This is a genomic window from Georgenia ruanii, assembly GCF_009193175.1.
GTDB lineage: Bacteria > Actinomycetota > Actinomycetes > Actinomycetales > Actinomycetaceae > Georgenia > Georgenia ruanii.
The window spans coordinates 38,732-58,840 of record NZ_VUKE01000020.1; the positions used below are offsets into that span (position 1 = coordinate 38,732).

18 protein-coding genes and 1 pseudogene are annotated in these 20,109 nt (G+C 73.0%); 12 read left to right on the top strand and 7 right to left on the bottom strand.

Features of this window, described 5'->3' with window-relative positions:
- Nucleotides 1-69 precede the first annotated feature (69 nt).
- The 7 genes from GD880_RS17040 (at nt 70) to GD880_RS17070 (ending at nt 8,997) form a co-directional block, all read left to right on the top strand.
- Nucleotides 70-885, top strand: a complete 816-nt coding sequence (locus GD880_RS17040; protein ID WP_152232808.1) for an ABC transporter ATP-binding protein — start codon at nt 70-72, stop codon at nt 883-885.
- Nucleotides 886-1,231: 346 nt separating this feature from the next.
- Nucleotides 1,232-1,681, top strand: a complete 450-nt coding sequence (locus tag GD880_RS17045; RefSeq protein ID WP_152232809.1) for an NfeD family protein — start codon at nt 1,232-1,234, stop codon at nt 1,679-1,681.
- Between the two features lie 19 nt (nt 1,682-1,700).
- Complete coding sequence (locus GD880_RS17050; RefSeq protein WP_152232810.1) at nt 1,701-2,990, top strand: SPFH domain-containing protein; 1,290 nt, start codon at nt 1,701-1,703, stop codon at nt 2,988-2,990.
- A gap of 79 nt (nt 2,991-3,069) precedes the next feature.
- On the top strand, nt 3,070-4,023 hold the full coding sequence (locus tag GD880_RS17055; protein WP_152232811.1) for a CapA family protein: 954 nt from the start codon (nt 3,070-3,072) through the stop codon (nt 4,021-4,023).
- 136 nt (nt 4,024-4,159) lie between these two features.
- A complete protein-coding gene (locus tag GD880_RS20895) occupies nt 4,160-6,088 on the top strand; it encodes an ABC transporter ATP-binding protein (RefSeq protein ID WP_226909775.1) in 1,929 nt (642 codons plus the stop codon).
- A complete protein-coding gene (locus GD880_RS17065) occupies nt 6,085-8,019 on the top strand; it encodes an ABC transporter ATP-binding protein (RefSeq protein ID WP_152232812.1) in 1,935 nt (644 codons plus the stop codon). Before GD880_RS20895 ends, GD880_RS17065 begins: the two co-directional genes overlap by 4 nt.
- Before the next feature lie 111 nt (nt 8,020-8,130).
- Nucleotides 8,131-8,997, top strand: coding sequence for a TrmH family RNA methyltransferase (locus tag GD880_RS17070; RefSeq protein ID WP_152232813.1), 867 nt, complete (start codon nt 8,131-8,133; stop codon nt 8,995-8,997).
- Between the two features lie 101 nt (nt 8,998-9,098).
- Here GD880_RS17070 and GD880_RS17075 read toward each other — a convergent pair whose 3' ends face one another.
- Together GD880_RS17075 and GD880_RS17080 are read right to left on the bottom strand one after the other, a co-directional pair.
- Nucleotides 9,099-10,055, bottom strand: coding sequence for a hypothetical protein (locus GD880_RS17075; RefSeq protein WP_152232814.1), 957 nt, complete (start codon nt 10,053-10,055; stop codon nt 9,099-9,101).
- The gene (locus GD880_RS17080) at nt 10,052-10,813 is read right to left on the bottom strand and encodes a hypothetical protein (RefSeq protein ID WP_152232815.1); all 762 of its coding nucleotides are present in this window, start codon (nt 10,811-10,813) and stop codon (nt 10,052-10,054) included. Before GD880_RS17080 ends, GD880_RS17075 begins: the two co-directional genes overlap by 4 nt.
- A 68-nt stretch (nt 10,814-10,881) precedes the next feature.
- Between GD880_RS17080 and GD880_RS17085 the strand changes: the two are divergent.
- Nucleotides 10,882-11,313: pseudogene (locus tag GD880_RS17085) on the top strand (TrmH family RNA methyltransferase); the annotation flags it as partial.
- 475 nt (nt 11,314-11,788) lie between these two features.
- On the opposite strand, the gene GD880_RS17090 reads toward GD880_RS17085, so the two are convergent.
- Nucleotides 11,789-12,178, bottom strand: a complete 390-nt coding sequence (locus tag GD880_RS17090; protein WP_152232817.1) for a nitroreductase family deazaflavin-dependent oxidoreductase — start codon at nt 12,176-12,178, stop codon at nt 11,789-11,791.
- Nucleotides 12,179-12,273: 95 nt separating this feature from the next.
- On the opposite strand from GD880_RS17090, the gene GD880_RS17095 reads away from it, so the two are divergent.
- Nucleotides 12,274-12,717, top strand: coding sequence for an MmcQ/YjbR family DNA-binding protein (locus GD880_RS17095; RefSeq protein ID WP_152232818.1), 444 nt, complete (start codon nt 12,274-12,276; stop codon nt 12,715-12,717).
- A 192-nt stretch (nt 12,718-12,909) separates the two neighbouring features.
- Nucleotides 12,910-13,515 (top strand): hypothetical protein, encoded by a 606-nt coding sequence (locus GD880_RS17100; RefSeq protein ID WP_152232819.1) that lies wholly within the window; start codon nt 12,910-12,912, stop codon nt 13,513-13,515.
- Between the two features lie 33 nt (nt 13,516-13,548).
- Here the strand turns inward: GD880_RS17100 and GD880_RS17105 are convergent, their stop codons facing one another.
- Together GD880_RS17105 and GD880_RS17110 are read right to left on the bottom strand one after the other, a co-directional pair.
- Nucleotides 13,549-15,279, bottom strand: coding sequence for a SulP family inorganic anion transporter (locus GD880_RS17105; RefSeq protein WP_226909776.1), 1,731 nt, complete (start codon nt 15,277-15,279; stop codon nt 13,549-13,551).
- Nucleotides 15,276-15,608: an ArsR/SmtB family transcription factor gene (locus GD880_RS17110; protein ID WP_226909777.1), complete on the bottom strand. Its 333-nt coding sequence runs from the start codon at nt 15,606-15,608 to the stop codon at nt 15,276-15,278. The genes GD880_RS17105 and GD880_RS17110 overlap by 4 nt, the downstream gene beginning before the upstream one ends.
- Nucleotides 15,609-15,799: 191 nt before the next feature.
- On the opposite strand from GD880_RS17110, the gene GD880_RS17115 reads away from it, so the two are divergent.
- The gene (locus GD880_RS17115; protein WP_152232820.1) at nt 15,800-17,194 is read left to right on the top strand and encodes a dihydrolipoyl dehydrogenase family protein; all 1,395 of its coding nucleotides are present in this window, start codon (nt 15,800-15,802) and stop codon (nt 17,192-17,194) included.
- Between the two features lie 81 nt (nt 17,195-17,275).
- On the opposite strand, the gene GD880_RS17120 is transcribed toward GD880_RS17115, so the two are convergent.
- Both GD880_RS17120 and GD880_RS17125 read right to left on the bottom strand, forming a co-directional pair.
- A complete protein-coding gene (locus GD880_RS17120) occupies nt 17,276-18,634 on the bottom strand; it encodes an MFS transporter (RefSeq protein ID WP_152232821.1) in 1,359 nt (452 codons plus the stop codon).
- A 55-nt stretch (nt 18,635-18,689) separates the two neighbouring features.
- Complete coding sequence (locus tag GD880_RS17125; RefSeq protein ID WP_152232841.1) at nt 18,690-19,154, bottom strand: tRNA (cytidine(34)-2'-O)-methyltransferase; 465 nt, start codon at nt 19,152-19,154, stop codon at nt 18,690-18,692.
- Between the two features lie 316 nt (nt 19,155-19,470).
- Here GD880_RS17125 and GD880_RS17130 point away from each other — a divergent pair, with 316 nt between their 5' ends.
- Nucleotides 19,471-19,743 carry a hypothetical protein gene (locus GD880_RS17130; RefSeq protein ID WP_152232822.1) on the top strand — a complete coding sequence of 91 codons (273 nt, stop codon included), beginning with the start codon at nt 19,471-19,473 and terminating at the stop codon, nt 19,741-19,743.
- Nucleotides 19,744-20,109: the final 366 nt, after the last annotated feature.

Sequence of the window (20,109 nt, forward strand, 5' to 3'; positions counted from 1 at the left end):
CGGGCCGGGATGCGTCTCGCGCGGCGTGCGCGCGCGGGGCAGGACCGAGGAGTGATCTAGGGTCGAGGCATGGGTGATGTGCTCGAGCTGGCCGGGGTCTCCGTGCGCCGCGGGACCAAGACGATCCTCGGCGGGGTCGACTGGTCCGTGAACGAGGGCGAGCGCTGGGTGGTGCTCGGCCCCAACGGCGCCGGCAAGACGACCATCATCCAGATGGTCGCGGGCCGGCTGCACCCCACGTCCGGCACGGTGACGATCATCGGCGAGCAGCTCGGCAAGGTCGACGTCAACGAGCTGCGCCCGCTGGTCGGGCTCGCCTCGGCGGCCCTCGACCAGCGCCTGCCGATGGGGGAGAGGGTGATCGACGTCGTCGTCACCGCCTCCTACGGCATCACCGGCCGGTGGCGCGAGCAGTACGAGACCCTCGACACCGACCGGGCCCAGGCGCTGCTCGACGTCTTCGGCGTCGGCCACCTGGCCGCGCGCACCTACGGCACGCTCAGCTCCGGCGAGCGCAAGCGCGTCCAGATCGCCCGGGCGCTCATGCCCGACCCCGAGGTGCTTTTGCTCGACGAGCCGGCCGCCGGCCTCGACCTCGGCGGGCGGGAGGAGCTCATGGCCGCCCTCGCTGAGCTCGCCGGCGACAACCGGGCGCCGGTGATCGTGATGGTCACCCACCACGTCGAGGAGATCCCGCCGGGCTTCACCCACGCCCTGCTGCTGCGCGAGGGCGTGGTGGAGGCCGCCGGGCCGATCGACGACGTCCTGACGCCGCAGAACCTCTCCCGTGCCTTCGGGCTCGAGCTCGAGGTCGAGCGCCACCGCGACCGGTTCAGCGCCCGGGCCGCGGGCGCCGGCGCGCGGGCCGGGGCGCACGTCTCCTGAGACCGCACAGGCGCCGGGCGCGGCGAACAGACCGCACAGGCGCCCGGCGCGGCGAACGCACGGCCTCGACGCCGTCGGGGCGAGCAGTGCGACGCCTGTCGGTCTCCGTCCGCCGTGGCCTCAGGACCACAGTGGGAAAACTTCGTCCGGCTATGCCGGACGAAGTTCCCATGGGGCGCTGACCACCGGTAGGGCGTCCCGCCAGCCCCCACGCCCCGCGCCCCAGAAACCACGCCTTCCCGTCCGCAAACCGGGCGGTTCTCGTCCCGGCGCCCGCCGCGACGGGTAGGATCTGGGCCACACGGTTGCGCAACCGCGCACGTCAGGACGGGTGAGGGGAGCGCACATGGCCTGGCTCTGGTGGCTCGGGGCCGCGCTGGTCCTCGGCGTCGTCGAGCTGGTCACGGTCGACCTCATCTTCCTCATGTTCGCCGGGGGAGCGCTCGCCGGCGCCCTCGCCGCCCTCCTCGGCGCCCCGTTGTGGGGGCAGGTGCTGGTCTTCGCCGTCGTCTCGGTCGTCCTGCTCTTCGGCGTGCGGCCGTGGGCCAAGCGGCTGCTGGCCCGGTCGACCCCCGAGACCCTCACCAACGTCGCCGCGCACGTCGGGCGCGAGGCCACCGTCCTCATCGACGTCACCGAGCGGGCGGGGCGCATCAAGCTCATGGGCGAGGTCTGGACGGCACGCGCCGCGCGCCCCGGCACCGTCCTGCCCGCCGGCACCACGGTGCGCGTGGTGCGCATCGACGGCGCGATCGCCGTCGTCGAGGCGACCGCCGACACCACGCTGCACCCCTGATCCCCGACCAAGGAGCGCCATGACCGAGAGCCTGGGCAGCCTTTTCCTGACCGCCATCCTCGTCCTGCTCGCCATCGTCGTGATCGTCGCGATCTGGCGCGCCGTCCGCATCGTGCCGCAAGCGGTGGCGCTCATCGTCGAGCGGCTGGGCAAGTACCAGACGACGATGCACGCCGGGCTGCACTTCCTCATCCCGTTCGTCGACCGGGTGCGTTCCACCGTGGACCTGCGCGAGCAGGTGGTCTCCTTCCCGCCCCAGCCGGTGATCACCTCCGACAACCTCGTCGTCAGCATCGACACCGTGATCTACTTCCAGGTCACCGACCCCAAGTCGGCCACCTACGAGATCGCCAACTTCATCACCGGCATCGAGCAGCTGACCGTCACCACGCTGCGCAACGTCATCGGCTCGATGGACCTCGAGCAGACCCTGACCAGCCGCGACCAGATCAACGGCCAGCTGCGCGGGGTGCTGGACGAGGCCACGAGCCGGTGGGGCATCCGCGTCAACCGCGTCGAGCTCAAGGCGATCGACCCGCCCGCCTCCGTCCAGGGCGCGATGGAGCAGCAGATGCGCGCCGAGCGGGACCGGCGCGCCACGATCCTCACGGCCGAGGGCGTCAAGCAGTCCCAGATCCTCACGGCCGAGGGCGAGAAGCAGTCGGCGATCCTGCGCGCCGAGGGCCAGGCGCAGTCGGCGATCCTCAAGGCGCAGGGTGAGTCCCGGGCCATCCTGCAGGTCTTCGACGCCATCCACCGCGGCAACGCCGACCCCAAGCTGCTGGCCTACCAGTACCTGCAGACCCTGCCCAAGATCGCCGAGGGCAGCTCCTCGAAGATGTGGGTCATCCCCACCGAGTTCACCGCCGCGCTGAGCTCGATCACCGGGGCCTTCGGTGGCAACGGGCGCGTCGGTGGCGGCGAGGGCGGCGGCGAGCCGGTCCCGCCGGTCGACTTCGGCCCGCAGGGCGGCGCGCTCGCCGGGGACCTGCAGGAGACCAGCCTGCAGGACCCCGACGAGGCCCTCGCCGAGGCGCGCTCCTCCGCCGAGCGGGCCACCTCGGAGGCGACGACGGCGGGCACGGCCTCGGGCATGCCGTTCTCCTCCAGCGCCGAGCGCGGGCAGCGCCCGGCCGAGGAGGGCCCGACCCGCGCCGAGCGGCGCCGCGACGACGCGCTCGGCGCCGGCGGGGAGCGGGCCCGCCGCGAGGCGCTGCGCCGGGCGGAGGAGCTCAGCGGCGACGACACCCGCTTCGCGCCGCCGCCGCAGGACCCCGGCGACGACGGCGCCCAGCCGCCGCGCCCCTGACCCGCCGCGTCCCCGGTCCGCGGCGCGGCCGGGACCGGGGACGAGCCGCACCGTCGAGGCGCCGAGCGCAGGAGGCGGCATGGCCGTGCTGGCCCTCGCGGGCGACACGATGCTCGGCCGGCGCGTCGCGGAGGTCCTGGCCGAGGATCCGCGGGCGCCGCTGGTGGGGCCGCGGCTGCGCGCCGCGCTGGCCGCGGCCGACGCCGTCGTCCTCAACCTCGAGTGCTGCGTCTCCGCCCGCGGCCGGCGGTGGCTCGCGCCGGGCAAGCCGTTCTTCTTCCGGGCCCCGCCCCTCGCCGCCGACCGGCTCGCCGAGCTCGGCGTGCGGGCGGTGACCCTGGCCAACAACCACGCCCTCGACTACGGCCGTGACGCGCTGGTCGACACCCTCGAGCACCTCGCGGCCGCGGGCGTCGTCGCCGTCGGCGCCGGTCCCGACGTCGCCGCGGCGCGTCGCCCCGGGGCGCTCGACGTCGCCGGCGAGCCGCTGGCGCTGCTGGGCCTGACCGACCACCCGGCCGACTTCGCCGCCGCGCCGGACCGGCCCGGCGTCGCCTTCGCCGACCTGCGCTCCGCCGTGCCCGGCTGGGTCACCGCGGCGATCGGCGGCGCCGGCGCGCCGGTGCTCGTCAGCCCGCACTGGGGGCCGAACATGGCGACCGAGCCGCTGCCGTACGTGCGCCGCGCCGCGGCGGAGCTGGTCGCCGCCGGTGCCGCGCTCGTGGCCGGGCATTCCGCGCACGTCGTCCAGGGCGTGGCCGGGCGGGTGCTCTTCGACCTCGGTGACTTCCTCGACGACTACGCGGTGCACCCGACGCTGCGCAACGACCTGGGCGCCCTGTGGCTGGTGCACCTGGCGGGCGGGACCGTCCGGGCGGTGGAGGCGGTGCCGGTGCGGCTGCGCCTGGCGCTGACCGAGCTCGCCGCAGGCGACGACGCGGCCTGGGTACGCCGGCGCCTGCGGGCCGCGTGCGCCGCCCTCGGCACCGAGGCGCGCGACGACGGCGACCGCGTCCGCATCGGCTCAGGCTGACCCCCCACTCCGAGGGGCGTTCATTTCGCCGTGCGCGGAGGCGGGCCGGCGCCGCCCGCACGGTGCGGGACGCTGTCGGTGCCATCGCATACTGTGTGCTCGCCGCGGCCCTCGCGGCACCGCCCGAAGGGGTCCGATGCTCATCCGTGTCCTGCGGCGCTTCCTGCGCCCCTACCGCCGCGACGTCGCGCTGGTGGTCGCGCTCCAGCTCGTGCAGACGCTGGCCGCGCTGTCCCTGCCCACCCTCAACGCGGACATCATCGACGACGGCGTCGTGCGCGGCGACACCGGCTACATCATGCGCACCGGCGCCGTGATGCTCGGCATCACGGCGGTGCAGGTGACCTGCGCGATCCTCGCCGTCTACGTGGGCGCGCGCACCGCCATGACCGCGGGCCGGGACCTGCGCTCGGCCGTCTTCGACCGGGTGCAGCGCTTCTCGCTCGCGGAGATGGGCCGCTTCGGGGCCCCGTCGCTCATCACCCGCTCGACCAACGACGTCCAGCAGGTGCAGATGGTGACCCTGCTGACCTTCACCATCATGGTGATGGCCCCGATCATGATGGTCGGCGGCGTGGTCATGGCGCTGCACCAGGACGTGGGCCTCTCCGCGCTGCTCCTCGTGGTCGTGCCGCTGCTCGCGGTGGTCATGGGACTGGCGATCTGGCGCATGGGGCCGCTGTTTCGGAAGATGCAGAAGCGGCTGGACCGGATCAACCTCGTGCTGCGCGAGCAGATCGCCGGCGTCCGGGTGGTCCGCTCCTTCAACCGGCAGCCGACCGAGCGGGAGCGGTTCGAGGGGGCCAGCACCGAGCTGTTCCGGACGGCGCTCGGCGTCGGCCGGCTCATGGCGCTGGTGTTCCCCGCGGTCATGCTCATCATGAACGCCTCGTCGGCGGCGGTGATCTGGTTCGGGGCGGGGCGGATCGACGACGGCGCGATGCCGGTCGGGTCGCTCGTGGCCTTCCTCAACTACCTCATGCAGATCCTCATGTCCGTCCTCATGGCGGTCATGATGTTCATGATGGTGCCGCGCGCCCAGGTCTCCGCCGAGCGCCTCGGCGAGGTGCTCGCCACCGACCCGGAGATCGTCGCCCCCGCCGAGCCGGTGCGCCTCGCCACGGTGGGCGCCGCGGCACGCGCTGGCACGGGTGGTGCGGCGGCCGCCGGGCCTCCGGGCGGCCCGGCGGTCGGCGACGGGGTGCGGGCCGGTAACGGGGTGCGGGCCGGTAACGGGTTCCGCGGCGGCGACGGGTTCCGCGGCGGCGACGTGCCGGGCGCCGCCGGCGAGCTGCGCGGCGCGGACGGCGCGCTCGGCCGGCACCTCGCCGTCGAGCTCGACGGGGCCACCTTCGGCTACGCCGGCGCCCAGGCCCCCGTGCTCCGCGACGTCACCCTGCGGCTGGAGCCGGGCCGGACCACCGCGGTGATCGGCTCCACCGGCGCGGGCAAGACCACCCTGGTCAACCTCATCCCGCGCCTCATCGACGTCACCGCCGGCGCGGTGCGGATGGGTGGGGTGGACGTGCGGGAGGTGGATCCGCGCGAGCTGCGCGAGCACGTCGCGCTCGTGCCCCAGAAGGCCTACCTCTTCTCCGGCACCGTCGCCTCCACCCTGCGCCACGGCCGGCCCGCGGCCACCGACGCCGAGCTGTGGGAGGCCCTCGAGGTCGCCCAGGCCCGGGACTTCGTCGAGGCGCTGCCCGGGGGTCTCGACGCCCCGGTGGAGCAGGGCGGCACGAACTTCTCCGGCGGGCAGCGCCAGCGCCTGGCCATCGCCCGGGCGCTGGTGCGCCGGGCGGACATCTACCTCTTCGACGACGCCTTCTCCGCCCTCGACTACGCCACCGACGCCCGGCTGCGCGCCGTGCTGCCCCGGGCGACGCGCGGCGCGGCCGTGCTCGTCGTCGCCCAGCGGGTGGCGAGCATCCGCGACGCGGACACCATCGTCGTCCTGGACGCCGGCCAGGTGGTCGGCTCGGGCACCCACCAGGAGCTCATGGACGCCAACGCGACCTACCAGGAGATCGTCCTGTCCCAGCTCAGCGCGGAGGAGGCGGCATGAGCGCGCACGGGCCCGGCCCCGGCGGCCGGCCCGGCGTGGCCCCCGGGCAGAAGTCCATGCACTTCGGCGCCTCGCTGCGGCGGCTGGTGCGGACCCTGCGCCCGGAGCGCCCGCGGCTGATCGCCGTCGGGATCCTCGGGTCGGTGTCGGTCGCGCTGGCCGTGCTCGGCCCGAAGATCCTCGGCGACGCGACCAACATCGTCTTCAACGGCGTCGTCGGGCGCATGCTGCCCGCCGGCGTCACCCAGCAGCAGGCCGTCGAGGGGCTCCGGGCCAGCGGCCACGGGCAGATCGCCGACATGGTCGCCGGCATGAAGCACCTCGTGCCCGGGCAGGGCATCGACTTCGACGCGCTGGGACGCACGATCCTCCTGGTGCTGGGCGTCTACGTGCTCTCCGCGGTGTTCCTGTGGCTCCAGGGACGCATCCTCGCCGGGGTCGTGCAGCGCACCGGCTACCGGCTGCGCCAGGACGTCCAGGCCAAGATCGACCGGCTGTCCCTGGCCCACCTCGACGCCCAGCCCCGCGGCGACGTCCTGTCCCGGGTGACCAACGACATCGACAACGTCACCCAGAGCCTGCAGCAGACGCTCTCGCAGCTCGTCACCAGCGTCCTCACCGTCATCGGCGTGCTGGTCATGATGTTCTACCTCTCCTGGCAGCTCGCCCTCATCGCGCTGGTCACCGTGCCGCTCTCGGCGATCCTCACGGTCGTTATCGCCAAGCGGGCCCAGGGACAGTTCGTCATGCAGTGGAAGTCCACCGGGGACCTCGGCGGCCGGGTGGAGGAGGCCTTCACCGGGCACGAGCTCGTCACCGCGTTCAACGCCCAGGACACCTTCACGGCGAGCTTCGAGACCGAGAACGACCGGCTGTACCGCTCGAGCTTCAAGGCCCAGTTCATCTCCGGGACGATCATGCCGGTGATGAGCTTCGTCTCGAACCTCAACTACGTCCTGGTCGCGGTGGTCGGCGGGCTGCGGGTCGCGTCCGGCGCGCTGACGCTCGGGGAGGTGCAGGCGTTCATCCAGTACTCCCGCCAGTTCAGCCAGCCCCTGGCCCAGATCGCCTCGATGTCCAACCTGGTCCAGTCCGGGGTGGCCTCGGCCGAGCGGATCTTCGAGCTCCTGGACGCGGAGGAGGAGACGCCCGACCCAGTGCCGTCCGAGCGGCCCGCCCAGGTCCGCGGCCGGGTGGAGTTCTCCCACGTCAGCTTCCGGTACACGCCGGACACCCCGCTCATCGAGGACCTCAACCTCGTCGTCGAGCCGGGCCAGACCATCGCCGTCGTCGGCCCCACCGGCGCGGGCAAGACGACCCTGGTCAACCTCATCATGCGGTTCTACGAGATCGACGCCGGCACCATCAGCCTCGACGGCGTCGACACTCGCCGCATGAGCCGGGAGGACCTGCGCGACCAGGTCGGGATGGTGCTCCAGGACACCTGGCTGTTCAAGGGCACGATCGCCGAGAACATCGCCTTCGGGCGGGCCGGGGCCACCCCCGCGGACGTCCTCGCGGCCGCGCGGGCCACCAGCGTGGACCGCTTCGTCCACGCCCTGCCCGAGGGGTACGAGACGGTCATCGACGAGGAGGGCGGGGGCGTCTCCGCCGGCGAGAAGCAGCTGATCACCATCGCCCGCGCGTTCCTCGCGGACCCGCAGATCCTCATCCTCGACGAGGCGACGAGCTCGGTGGACACCCGCACCGAGGTCCTCGTCCAGCAGGCCATGGCCGAGCTGCGCCGGGGCCGCACCAGCTTCGTCATCGCGCACCGCCTCTCGACCATCCGCGACGCCGACCTCATCCTCGTCATGGAGCACGGCCGCATCGTCGAGCAGGGCACTCACGCCGGGCTGCTCGAGGCCGACGGCGCGTACGCGCGGCTGTACCAGTCGCAGTTCGCCGCCCCGGTCGCCGAACAGGCGTGAGACCTGCGTGACACCCGGCCGCCGGTCGTCGACCGCGCGGCGGCCCCGGCCTGCCTGACGGGGGCCGGGCTGCCTGACGGGGGCCGGGCGCCGGCGGGGGAGAATGCTCCGGTGCTGATCCGCATCACCGACCCCGCCGACGACCGCCTCGGCGACTACACCCACCTCACCGACGTCGCCCTGCGCTCCAAGCACGAGCCCGCCAAGGGCCTGTACATCGCCGAGAGCTCCAACGTCATCCGCCGTGCCCTGGAGGCCGGCCACCGGCCCCGCTCCTTCCTCATGGCCGAGAAGTGGCTCGAGTCCATGGCGCCGGTCATCGCCGCGGCGCCGGGCTGCGAGGGCGCGCCCGACGGCGGGGAGCAGGTGCCGGTCTTCGTCGCCGAGGAGCCGGTGCTGCGCGCCATCACCGGCTTCCACCTGCACCGCGGGGCGCTCGCGGCGATGCACCGCCCCCCGCTGGCCGGCGTGCGGGAGCTGCTCGAGGGGGCCCGCGCGGGCGCCGGCGCGCGCCGGGTCGCGATCCTCGAGGACATCGTCGACCACACCAACGTCGGGGCCATGTTCCGCAGCGCCGCCGGGCTGGGCGTCGACGCGGTGCTCGTCACGCCGCGCTGCGCGGACCCGCTGTACCGCCGCTCGGTGCGGGTGAGCATGGGCACCGTCTTCCAGGTGCCCTGGACCCGGCTGACCACCTGGCCCGGTGCCATCGACCGCCTCCACGACGCCGGCTTCACCGTCGCCGCGCTCGCCCTGAGCGACGACGCGGTCAGCCTCGACGACTTCGCCGCCTCCCCGGCCGTCGCCGACGCCGGCGCGAAGGTCGCCCTGGTGCTCGGCACCGAGGGCGACGGCCTGGCCCGCGCCACGGTCGAGGCCGCCGACGTCGTCGTGCGCATCCCCATGGCGGGCGGGGTGGACTCCCTCAACGTGGCCGCCGCCTCCGCCGTCGCCTTCTGGGCGACTCGCCGCCGCTAGTCAGGCCATGCTCTTAGTAGTCTGCTGCGTATACGCCCGAATGTTCTATATGTCGGGGTAACGCCCGGTATCGACCTGCGCAAACCGCCCTAGGATTCGATTCAGACAGCGTACGGTTGTGCATCCTTGATTGAGGTAGTGATTTCGATAAACGTAATTGAGATCCGGAGATAATCTTCTCCTGTGCCGGCTCGTATTGTCCACGCGGCGCCGATGTCAGAGTCGACGCCATGGTCCGCCGCATTTCGGACATTTGAAAGATACTTGCCTATTGCAGCAACCTTCTTTGGTAATGCTCTGGCCCTATCGAATGCATCGACCTTGGCGCCTAGGCCTGTCGCCCCTGCTACGCTTACCGACATGTCCGAAGCGAGTTGAGAGAGATACGATTCGATGGCGTTTCCCGCCGATACCACTGCTCCACGAGAGTCGCTCTGGCTGACCTTCAGATACGCTTCGGCGAGAGGTTGAAGTACTGAAGAATGGTCCACGTAGTTGCGTGCGCGCTCGGACATCCAGTCGCGGACGCGTAGCTCCGCTTCGGCGAGTTCCGCAACCGCTCCGGCGAGGAGGGTTGTGAAGTCTTCCTCTAGTTCAAAACGGACCTCATGATTGCCTCCTGCCGTTGCTCGTAGACTCTGGCAATAGGTTCCTAGGCTGAGGAGGGTCTGCTTGATTGTCTCCCTGTGAGCCGCTAGTCCAAGCAGTGCGCGCGTTTGCTGGGCAGCGGTTCCAGCTCCTTCGCCTGACAGGTGGAGGAGTTCCCGAAACACGCGAAACGGTTCGTATGCCTCAACAGCTATTCGAAGTACAGCGGCCCTCTGTGCTAACACTGGGGTATTGAGGAGGCGAGCGAGGGGACTAGCGGCTTTGTAGCAGTTACCGTCGCACCGAATTAGTCCTAAATCTTCGGCGAGTTCAAGCGCCGCCACAGCATTGACATTCGGCAAATCGAGGAAGTCTGCGACCATGTCCGCCGTCGCCGCATCTCGGCCGGCGACCACGCCCTGCACGGCACCAACGACGTTGTCAGCCGTGGTATCTGCGAGCCGCGTCATCGTGGGTCGTCGCCGTCGAGCCCTTCGAGCTCATCGGCCGCGCGCTCGATCGAGTCGAGCATCGTTCGAATTTGAACGCCAAGGTCGGGAAGTTGGCTCGGCTCTACACTGATGTTCACAATCAACTTCAGAGCAACGGAAGTTCCCCCGGGCGCCTGTTCGATTACCCGCTGGACGGTCGGGCCCTGAATGGGCAGAGGCTCGGGCGACGGCATGGGTGCGTCCCCCGGAGGGCGGACGGGTTCATCGACAGGGGTGGCACTTTCACTGATGTTTAGAGCGACCACCTGACCGTCGCGTTCGGCCACGAGCCCCGCTTGTTTCATCATCTCGATGACGGCGGCGGCGCCGGCCAGTGCCCGCGTGCTCTTGTCAGCCCCAGCTGTATACACGATTTGCGTCGCCAGTGTTGACGCGTCCATGCCGCCACGTACCCGGATCGCGGCGATGATGCGTTGGATGATGGTCTGGCCGGAGAGGACTTCGCGCCATGCCGCTGATATGTCGTTCGCTTCTCTGAAATCCAGTGCGCGAGCCAGCTTCTGGCCGACTGCCGTTACACCTTTATCCCGGCCGCCTTCTAGTACGCCGACCGATACAAGGAACCCCGTGTTACGGCTGATCTCTCCCGCAGGGGAGCCGGCGATTCCTGCGACGGTCTCCAGGTTGGTCTTCCCGCCCACATGGTTGTACGCCTGAACAATCCGGGAGAGCGTCTCGTACGACGCGCCAGGCAACTTAAACGTATCGTCCACCATGAGGGCATGGTTGCGGTCGCGGGCTCTCAGTGTGCTGCGACGCGCCGAGAGGCCGACCAAATTTAAACAATGTCGGGGCCATGTTCCGCAGCGCCGCCGGGCTCGGGGTCGACGCGGTGCTGGTCACGCCGCGCTGCGCGGACCCGCTGTACCGCCGCTCGGTGCGGGTGAGCATGGGCACCGTCTTCCAGGTGCCCTGGACCCGGCTGACCATCTGGCCCGGCGCCATCGACCGGCTCCACGACGCCGGCTACATCGTCGCCGCGCTCGCCCTGAGCGAGGACTCGGTCAGCCTCGACGACTTCGCCGCCTCCCCGGCCGTTACCGCGCCCGACTCGAAGATCGCCCTGGTCCTGGGCACCGAGGGGGAAGGCCTCGCCCGCGCGACCGTCGACGCGGCGGACGTGGTCGTGCGCATCCCGATGGCCGGCGGGGTGTACTCCCTGAACCTCGCGGCCGCCTCGGCGGTGGCGTTCTGGGCGACGCGGGCTAGGGCCTGACGACGCGCTGTCGCGAGGCGCGACGACGGCGCAGACCGGTCGCACGCGACCGCCCGGCAGGCAGTGGTGCTCCGCTCGAGAGGGGACGTCATGGACGCGCGAATCGTCGAGTCCTTGACCATGGTGGCGATCGGTGACGGCGTGCTCAGCGCTCTGTTCCCGGTGGCACACACCGCCCGGTGGGAGAGGGGGCCCTGGGGCCCCGGTGCTGGCCTGGTTCAGGGAGCGTCCGGGCCTGACCCGGGCGCTCGGGGTGGCGGAGGCCGTCGGTGCCGTCGCCCTGGCCGCCCGCCTGACGCAGTCCCCGGGGCAGGCCGGGAGGTAGGTCCGGGACGACTCTCTCCGGCAGGTCGTCCGACGTTCGCGGGGGCCGGGCGGCTCGGTCCCCGACATGGGTTCCCTCAGCCCGCGCCCCCGCCCGTGCCCGCGCCGCCCGTGCCCGGGTCCGACGGCCGCGCCCGTGCGCGTGGCCCGGTCAGTGTTCGGCGTCCGCGTCGAGGACGAGCGAGTCCGGCGCCTGGGCCAGCCCGAGGATCTGGCGCACCACCGGCGGGGCCCAGGAGCGCCCCGGGTCGTGCACCAGGCGCGGGTTCGTCAGTTCCACCAACCGGCCACGGGTCCGCACCCGGCATCCGCCGGCGGCGCGCACGTTGCGCACCCAGTCGGTGGACGGGCCGTAGGTCAGCGCGATTCGGTAGCCGGCACCGTCGCGGAAGATGTTGACCGGCACGGCGTACTCGCGGCCGGAGCGGCGACCTCGGTGAACCAGGAGCGCGAAGCCGGGCAGGTACGGGGCCACGAACCGCATCACGCGGTTCAGCGCCCGCTTGTTCACCCGGCCCACCCACAGCGGGATCGGGCTCATCCGTCCTCCTCCGGCCCCTGCCGGTGCGGCGGACCCGCCCCGCGCGCGACCGCCAGCCCCTAGTGTGGCCCCACGGTCAGCCGAGAGGGACGGCGATGGTGCACCCGATCATGTTCGACGACGACGACCCCTACCTGGCACGCCTGCGCGCGGTCGCGCTCGCCTTCCCCGACGCCGCGGAGGTCATCTCGCACGGCCGGCCGCACTTCCGGGTCAAGAAGGTCTTCGCGGTCTACGGCTCGGGCACCAAGGGCCCGGCGGAGACCCGGCTCCGCTACGACCACGGCCTCGTCGTGCTGCCCGAGGCGGGGGAGCGGCTCGCGCTGGAGCAGGACGCGCGCTTCTTCCTCCCCGCCTACCTCGGGCCCAGCGGGTGGGTGGGGCTCGACCTGGCGGCGGGCGGGCGGACCGGGCCCGAGGGGGTCGACTGGGCCGAGGTGGCCGAGCTGCTCGACGGGTCCTACCGGCAGGTGGCCGGCGCCCGGCTGGTGGCCCGGCTGGACGCCGAGGGCAGCCCCGCGGCCCGCACGCGGGCCTGAGCGGCGCGGCCCGCAGCCGCGTCACATGAGCACGCCGGCGGCGGCGGTGCAGGCCGTGGGGCCCGCCCACCGCCGCGCCGCCTCGCGCCACGTCGTCCACAGCCCGGCCCCGGCCGGGCCGCGCCCCGGCCCGCGGTCCGGGCACGCTGCTGCCCACGCGACGCGACCGCCGTCGCCGGAGGGAGGGACGTCGTGGACGCCACGGGTGAGGTCGGCACGCTGACCGAACGAGAGCTGTACGGGCCGCGCGGGTGGAGCGTGCGGGCGGGGGTGTGGGAGGTGCTCGCGCCGTTCACCATGCCCCGGTACGTGCCCTGGACGGCCTGGGAGGGCGCCGGGGAGCCGCCCGACGAACCTGGCGCGGCCGAGGCGCCCGCGGCGGTGGTGGCGGGGGCACCGACCCGCGACCACGTCTCCTGGGCCGGCCTCGACGGCGCGGCGGCCGCGGAGCTGCTCGACCGGCTACCGTCCGCACAGCTTCTCGACCGGCAGAACGACGCCCCGGAGCTGGCGGCGATGCTCGGCGCCGCGGCCGAGCACCCCGGCCTGGTGGAGGTCCACGGCTACGGCATCGGTCCGCAACGGTGCGACGAGCGGGTGACCGCGGAGGGGCTGGTGGTCTATGCGTTCGCGGACGTCGTGGTCAGCCCCCACCACGGCCCGGGCTGCCGGTGCGGGGAGCTGTGGGGGCTGGTCGGCGACGTCCTGGGCCTCGACGGCGAGCTCCCCGACGAGCTGCACCGGATCCGCCCACCCTGGGCGCCGCACCGCGAGGGCTGGTGGCTGTGGTGGGACTGAGGCCAGTGGTGCGGCGCCGGGGTGGCGGGCCGGTCAGCGGGTCGGCACGGCCGCGCAGTCGAGCAGCGACCGGCCGTCCAGCTCGTGGCGCACGTGGTGGCGCGCGTGCGCGACGGCGGCAGGCAGGTCGTGGAAGTAGTGCGCCGCACCGATGGCGTCGAGCACGCCCACCGCCCCCGCCACCCGCAGCTGGTCCGCGTCCAGGCCCTTGAGCAGGACGGTCATGCCGCGGCGCTGCAGGCTCGTGATGATCTCGCCGAGCGCATTGGCGCCTGAGGCGTCCATCATCCGCACGTCGGTGAGCACGAGGACGATGGCGCGAACGCCCCTGACGGCCGTGAGCTCGTCGAGGAACTGCTTGGTGCCGCCGAAGAAGAGCGCGCCGTGGAAGCGGTAGACGGCGATGTGCTCGTGCAGCAGCGCGTCCTCCTCGGCGGCGTCGAGCTCGCGCACCCCCAGCCGCCGCAGCCCGGAGACGCGCGACATCGCCCGCAGCGCGAGAAACGCCGCCACCGCCACACCCGCCTGCACCGCGACGACCAGGTCGAAGACGATCGTCACGGCCACCGTGACGACGTACACCAACGCGTCCGCGCGGCTCGAGCGCACGATCGAGCGGGCCGTGCGCAGGTCGATCATCCGCAGCGCGGTGACGATGAGCACCCCGGCGAGGGCGGAGGTGGGCACCAGCGCGACCACCGGCGCGGCGGCCAGGACCACGATCACGAGCACGACGGCGTGGCTGGCGGCGGCGACCCGGGTGCGGGCACCTGCGCGCACGTTGACCGCCGTCCGCGCGATCGCCCCGGTGGCCGGCATGCCGCCGAAGACCCCGCTGGCCATGTTCGCCAGTCCCTGGCCGACCAGCTCGCGGTCGGCGTGGGCGCGGGGCACCTCCTGGACCATCCCGTCGGCCACCCGGGCCGAGAGCAGGCTCTCCAGCGCCGCCAGCGCGGCGATCGCCAAGGCCGAGGGGAACATCGCCGCGAGCGCCTCGGCATCCCAGGAGGGCAAGGCCGGGGCCGGCAGCGAGGCCGGCATCGCGCCGATGCGGGCCAGCGGCAGCCGCGCCGCCTCGGCGACCACGGTCGCCAGCGCGACCGCGATGAGCGAGGCCGGCAGGGAGCGGCGAACCTTGCCGAGGACGAGCATGAGGACGATGACCCCGACGGTCACCGCCAGCGGCACCGCGGCCCGGCGCGGGTCCGCGGCCTCGAGGGTGCCCAGCGCCACCAGCCCGGCGTTCACGCCCGCGGCCCGGGGGGTGTCCAGGGCGAGCGGCACCTGCTGGAGGAAGATGATCGCCCCGATGCCTAGCGTGAAGCCCTCGACCACCGGCCAGGGGATGACCGAGACCAGCCGCCCCATACCGGCCAGGCCCATGACGACCACGAGCAGGCCGGCGAGGATGGACAGGGCAAAGACCGCCTCCGGGCCGTAGTGGGCGACGACCGGGACGAGCACCACCGTCATCGCGCCGGTGGGCCCGGACACCTGCAGGTGGGAGCCGCCGAGGACGGCGGCCACGAGGCCGGCGACGATCGCGGTGACCAGCCCCGCCGCCGCCCCCACGCCGGAGGCGACGCCGAAGCCCAGCGCCAGGGGCAGGGCGACGATGCCGACGGTCAGCCCGGCCGCCAGGTCCCGGCGCCACGAGCGGGACAGGCCGGCGTAGTCGCTGCGCCGGGGCAGGACCAGGCCGGCCGCCCGGCGGCCGAGGGCGGCTACGGTCCAGCGCGGCTGCAGCGCCTCGAGCCCGCTCACAGCTCCGCCAGGGCGCCACGGGCCGCGTCGAGGCGGTGGAGGAGGAACGTCCGGGCGGCAGCGAGCATCTGCGCCACGGACGGGTCGGCCAGGGCGTAGGTCACCACGTTGCCGCGCCGCGACTTCGTCACCACCCCCGCCCGCCGCAGCACGGTGAGGTGCTGGGACAGGTGGGAGGCCTCGATGCCGATGTCTGCCAGCAGCGCGCTGACCGGCCGGTCGGCCTCGGCGAGGAGCTCGAGGGTGCGGATGCGCACCGGGTGGCCGAGCGCCTTGAACAGCTCGGCCTTGATCTCGTAGACGGGTGTCGCGATGGCGCGGTCGGGCACGGGCAGGTTCCACTCGGTCGGGACTGGTGACTTGATGAATATATCAAGTCACTCATCGTGTGGTGGCGGCCGGGCGGCGGGCAGGACCAGCTGCCGGCCGCGGCGCCCGACCTGCTGCCCGCGCGGTCGAGGGAGAGACTCGGAGATGGGTGCCGGGTGCGTCATGGTCCGCCCCGGGTGAAAGGAGAGTCATGACCGAGATCGAGGACGTCGAGCTGCTGGTGATCGGCGGGGGCAAGGCCGGCAAGTCGCTGGCGATGGACCGGGCCAAGGCCGGCTGGAAGGTCGCCATGGTCGAGCGGGACAAGATCGGCGGCACGTGCATCAACGTCGCCTGCATCCCGACCAAGTCGCTGGTGGCCTCGGCGCGCACCCTCCTCACCGCCCGGCACGCGGGCGAGATGGGCATCGAGCTCGACGGCACTGCGCCGGCGGCCACCCTCGAGGGCCTGCGCGCGCACAAGGAGGGCGTCGTCGGCGGCATGGTCGCCGCGCACGCGAAGATGTTCCACGACTCGGGCATGGACTTCCTCATGGGGACCGCCCGGTTCGTCGGCGAGCGCACCGTCGAGGTCGCGCTCAACGACGGCGGCACCCGGGTGCTGCGCGGGCGCGACGTGGTCATCAACACCGGCACCACCCCGACGCACCCGGACATCCCCGGGCTGGCGGACGTCGACCCGTGGGACTCCGAGGGCATCTTGCGGATGGAGCGCATGCCCCGGTCCATCGTCATCCTCGGCGGCGGGTACGTCGGCTGCGAGTTCGCCTCCATGCTCGCCGTCACCGGCGTGGCCGTCACGCTCGTGCAGGGCCGGGGGCAGCTGCTGCCCCGCGAGGACCCGGACGTCGCCGCGGCGGTGGCGGACGTGCTGCGCGGCCAGGGCGTCGACCTGCGCCTGGGCGTGCGCGCCACCGCGGTGCGCCGCGACGGCCAGGGCGCCGTCGTCGCCCTCTCCGACGGCACGGAGGCCACCGGCGCCGAGCTGCTGGTCGCCACCGGCCGGACCCCCGTCACGGCGGACCTCAACCTCGCGGCCGCCGGCGTCGAGCTCACCGACCGCGGCTTCGTCGTCGTCGACGACCACCTGCGCACCACCGCCGACCACGTCTGGGCGGCCGGGGACGTCGCGGGCAGCCCCCAGTTCACCCACGCCTCGTGGAACGACTTCCGCATCCTCAAGGCCCTGCTCACCGGCGGCGAGGCCTCCACCGCGGGCCGGCTCGTGCCCTACACCGTGTTCACGACGCCGGAGCTCGCCCGGGTGGGCATGACCGAGACCCAGGCGCGCGCCGCCGGCCGCGACGTCAAGGTGGCCCGGCTCGACGTCGCGGCGATCCCGCGCGCCAAGACCCTCCGCATGGGCCAGGGGACGTGGAAGGCGGTCGTCGACGGCGCCACCGACGAGATCCTCGGCGTCGCCCTCCTCGGCCACTCGGCCGGCGAGGTCGTCGCCGCGGTGCAGATGGCCATGCTCGGCCACCTCACCTACCAGCAGGTGCGGGACGCGGTCATCACCCACCCCACCATGGCCGAGGGACTGAACCTGCTCTTCGACACCATCACCGCGGAGGTCCCGGCCTGACCGGCCCCCGCCGCCCGGCTTGCGCAGCGCTCACTCGTCCGCCGCCTCGCCCGCTCAGCGCCCCGCTCGCCCGCCCGGCGCTCACTCGTCCAAGGCGGGCGAGGCGCCGGGCGGCGGGGTCGGCGGCAGTCTGGGCGGCGGGCTGGCCGGCGTCGTCGGCGGTGCCGAGGGCTGGGCCGGGGCGGTGGCCGGGGCGGTGGCCGGGGTGCCGCTCCGGCGGTCGGCGGGATCGTGCTCGCGGCGCGAGAGCGCCAGGAACGGCAGGCCGAGCAGCGAGATCCCCGCGCCGACGACGAAGGACGGCCCGTAGCCCCACACGTCGGCCGCCCGGCCGAGCACCGGCTGGGCCCACACCCCGCCCGCCGAGCTGTTGAGCGAGTCGAAGGACAGGATCGTCGCGCGCTGCGCCGAGGGGATCATGCCGTTGAGGTAGGCCTGCCGGATGGGCGCGGCGGCCGCGAAGAGCAGCCCCCACACGACGATCACGGCCAGGACCGCCCAGAACTGGGCGATGGTGCCCACGAGCACGAGGGTGCCCGCGCTGACCGCCGCGGCAAGGAGCAGGGCGGAGGTACGCCGGCGGAACAGGAGGCGCAGGCGCGGCGCGGCGAGCCCGCCGAGCATCTGCGAGCCCGCGACGATGGCCGCCACCAGGCCGGCGATCGAGTACGCCCGCGGGTCGCCCCACAGCTGCAGCAGGTACGGCTGGAGGGCGTAGAAGACGTAGATGCCCACGCCGCCGGTGAACAGCGCCTCGAGCATCAGCCAGCGCACCGGGGGCCGGCGCCAGCCGTACTGGATCGACGCCGAGAGCACCCGGCGGACCTCGGCTGTGGGCGACCGCCCGCGCCGCGGGCTGAAGCCGAGATCGTGCATGAGGCGGTAGGCCAGGAGGAACATCGCCACGAGCACCACACCGCGGAGCACGTAGGGCACGCCGAGGTTGGACGCCTGGGCGATGATGCCGCCTGCCACCGAGCCGACGAGCATCGCGGCCCCGGAGACGATCTGGCCCCGGCCGAAGACGGCCTCCATGTCGCCGGTGTAGCCGGTGGCGCCCAGCGCGTCGACCAGCCAGGCCTCCACAGCCCCGGAGAAGAAGGTGAAGCCCAGGCCGATGAGCATCGAGACGACCGCCCACAGCCAGAACGCCGCGCCGGTGTGCCACAGCAGCACGTACAGCACGGTGGTCACGGCCAGCGTGATCGTGCCGAGCAGGTAGGAGTAGCGCCGCCCGGCGGTGTCGGCGACGACGCCGGTGGGCACCTCGAAGACCACCATGCCGGCGGTGAAGAACGCGTTGGCGGTGAAGGCCTCGAGGTTCGACAGCCCCGCGTCGAGCAGGAAGATCGTGTTGATGCCCCAGATGAGCGACGCCGCGAGGGTGTTCCCCAGCATGAGCACGAGGTAGATGCGCACGACCGACCGCGGCGTCGTCATGGCGGAAACGTACGCCGCCTGCAGGGGGGCGCGCTCCGGCGCGGACCAGGCTCGCTCAGATCCCGCCGGGATACCCGTGCTGGCGCCAGGCCTCGTACACCGCGATGGCGGCGGAGTTGGACAGGTTGAGCGAACGGATGCCCGGGACCATCGGGATGCGCAGCCGGTCGCTCATCCGGGCGTCGGCGAGGACCTCGGCCGGCAGGCCGGTGGGCTCGGGCCCGAAGAGCAGGGCGTCGCCGGGCCGGTAGGCGACGTCGGCGAAGCTGCGGGTGGCGTGCCCGGTGAAGGCGAAGACCCGGCCCGGCGCGACGGCGGCCAGCGCGGCGTCGAGGTCGGGATGGACGACGACGTTGGCGAGGTCGTGGTAGTCCAGTCCGGCGCGGCGCAGATGGGCGTTGGAGAGGTCGAAGCCCAGGGGTTCCACGAGGTGCAGGGTGGCACCGGTGCAGGCGACCATCCGGATCGCGTTGCCGGTGTTCGGCGGGATGCGGGGCTCGTAGAAGATCACGTGGAACACGAGGGCCCATGTTCCCACGTGGCGCCGCCTCTCCCCGTCAGAACTCCCTCCCCGCCGAAGCGCCGCCGGTCCTCCGCCGTCGACCGAGGGATGGCGTCGTCGGCGCGTCGGCGGCTTCCCGCCGGCCGCCGGGCCGCCATCCCCGTCCTGCAGGGGCGTGCCATGCAGCGAGCCCGCGCCAGCACGCGTGGTTGTGCCGAGGTACCCCGACACGTCGGGAGCGTAGCCACCGGCGGCCCCGAGGGTGGCGCCAACCGGCTCGGCGTACGCTGCCCACGGCGTCGCGTCGCGGCGCGGAGGACAAGGGAGTTCCGAGATGATGCTGGCAACGACGAAGGTCGAGGACCTGGACCGCTTCCTGAGGATCTTCTCGACCAAGGGCGCCGAGAAGCGTCGACAGCACGGCTCCAAGGGGGCATCCGTCTTTCGTGATCCCGTCGAGAAGGACAGGGTCTGGGTCCTCTTCGACTGGGATGCCGACGGCTGGCAGCACTACGTGTCCGACCCGGACGTGGCGCCGATTCTGCGGGAGGCAGGGCACATCGGTGCGCCGCAGCCGGCGCAGCTCGTCGGTGAGTACGAGGCCTGATCAACGCCGAGATCAGGCGGTCGCCCGGGCCAGGTGACGTTCGTTGAACCACGATGCTCGCTGGCATGGGGTGCCTAGCTGCCGGTCGTGAGGCGACGAAACGGGGCGGCGACCCGCTCGAGTTCGCGGACGGTACCGCGTGAGCACCAGCGGGGACGCCACCGTCCTGCCCTGCGGCGGCCGCGCACCTCGAGCGTCACCCCGGCGGCCCATCGTCAGTACCCCGCCCCCTACTGGGCGGCGGTGAGCCGATTGAGCGCCTTGGCGAGCGCGCTCGGCCCGCCGCGGTACAGCCACCGGTCGAGCCGGTGCCACCATGGCGTCCATCTGCTCGCAGCCACCGCCGGCCGCCTACGCCGCCGGCCG

Coding starts and splice junctions, on each gene's coding strand:
- GD880_RS17040 (WP_152232808.1), top strand. CDS start 70: ATGGGTGATGTGCTCGAGCTGGCCGGGGTCTCCGTGCGCCGCGGGACC.
- GD880_RS17045 (WP_152232809.1), top strand. CDS start 1,232: ATGGCCTGGCTCTGGTGGCTCGGGGCCGCGCTGGTCCTCGGCGTCGTC.
- GD880_RS17050 (WP_152232810.1), top strand. CDS start 1,701: ATGACCGAGAGCCTGGGCAGCCTTTTCCTGACCGCCATCCTCGTCCTG.
- GD880_RS17055 (WP_152232811.1), top strand. CDS start 3,070: ATGGCCGTGCTGGCCCTCGCGGGCGACACGATGCTCGGCCGGCGCGTC.
- GD880_RS20895 (WP_226909775.1), top strand. CDS start 4,160: ATGCTCATCCGTGTCCTGCGGCGCTTCCTGCGCCCCTACCGCCGCGAC.
- GD880_RS17065 (WP_152232812.1), top strand. CDS start 6,085: ATGAGCGCGCACGGGCCCGGCCCCGGCGGCCGGCCCGGCGTGGCCCCC.
- GD880_RS17075 (WP_152232814.1), bottom strand. CDS start 10,055: ATGACGCGGCTCGCAGATACCACGGCTGACAACGTCGTTGGTGCCGTG.
- GD880_RS17080 (WP_152232815.1), bottom strand. CDS start 10,813: ATGGTGGACGATACGTTTAAGTTGCCTGGCGCGTCGTACGAGACGCTC.
- GD880_RS17090 (WP_152232817.1), bottom strand. CDS start 12,178: ATGAGCCCGATCCCGCTGTGGGTGGGCCGGGTGAACAAGCGGGCGCTG.
- GD880_RS17095 (WP_152232818.1), top strand. CDS start 12,274: ATGGTGCACCCGATCATGTTCGACGACGACGACCCCTACCTGGCACGC.
- GD880_RS17115 (WP_152232820.1), top strand. CDS start 15,800: ATGACCGAGATCGAGGACGTCGAGCTGCTGGTGATCGGCGGGGGCAAG.
- GD880_RS17120 (WP_152232821.1), bottom strand. CDS start 18,634: ATGACGACGCCGCGGTCGGTCGTGCGCATCTACCTCGTGCTCATGCTG.
- GD880_RS17130 (WP_152232822.1), top strand. CDS start 19,471: ATGATGCTGGCAACGACGAAGGTCGAGGACCTGGACCGCTTCCTGAGG.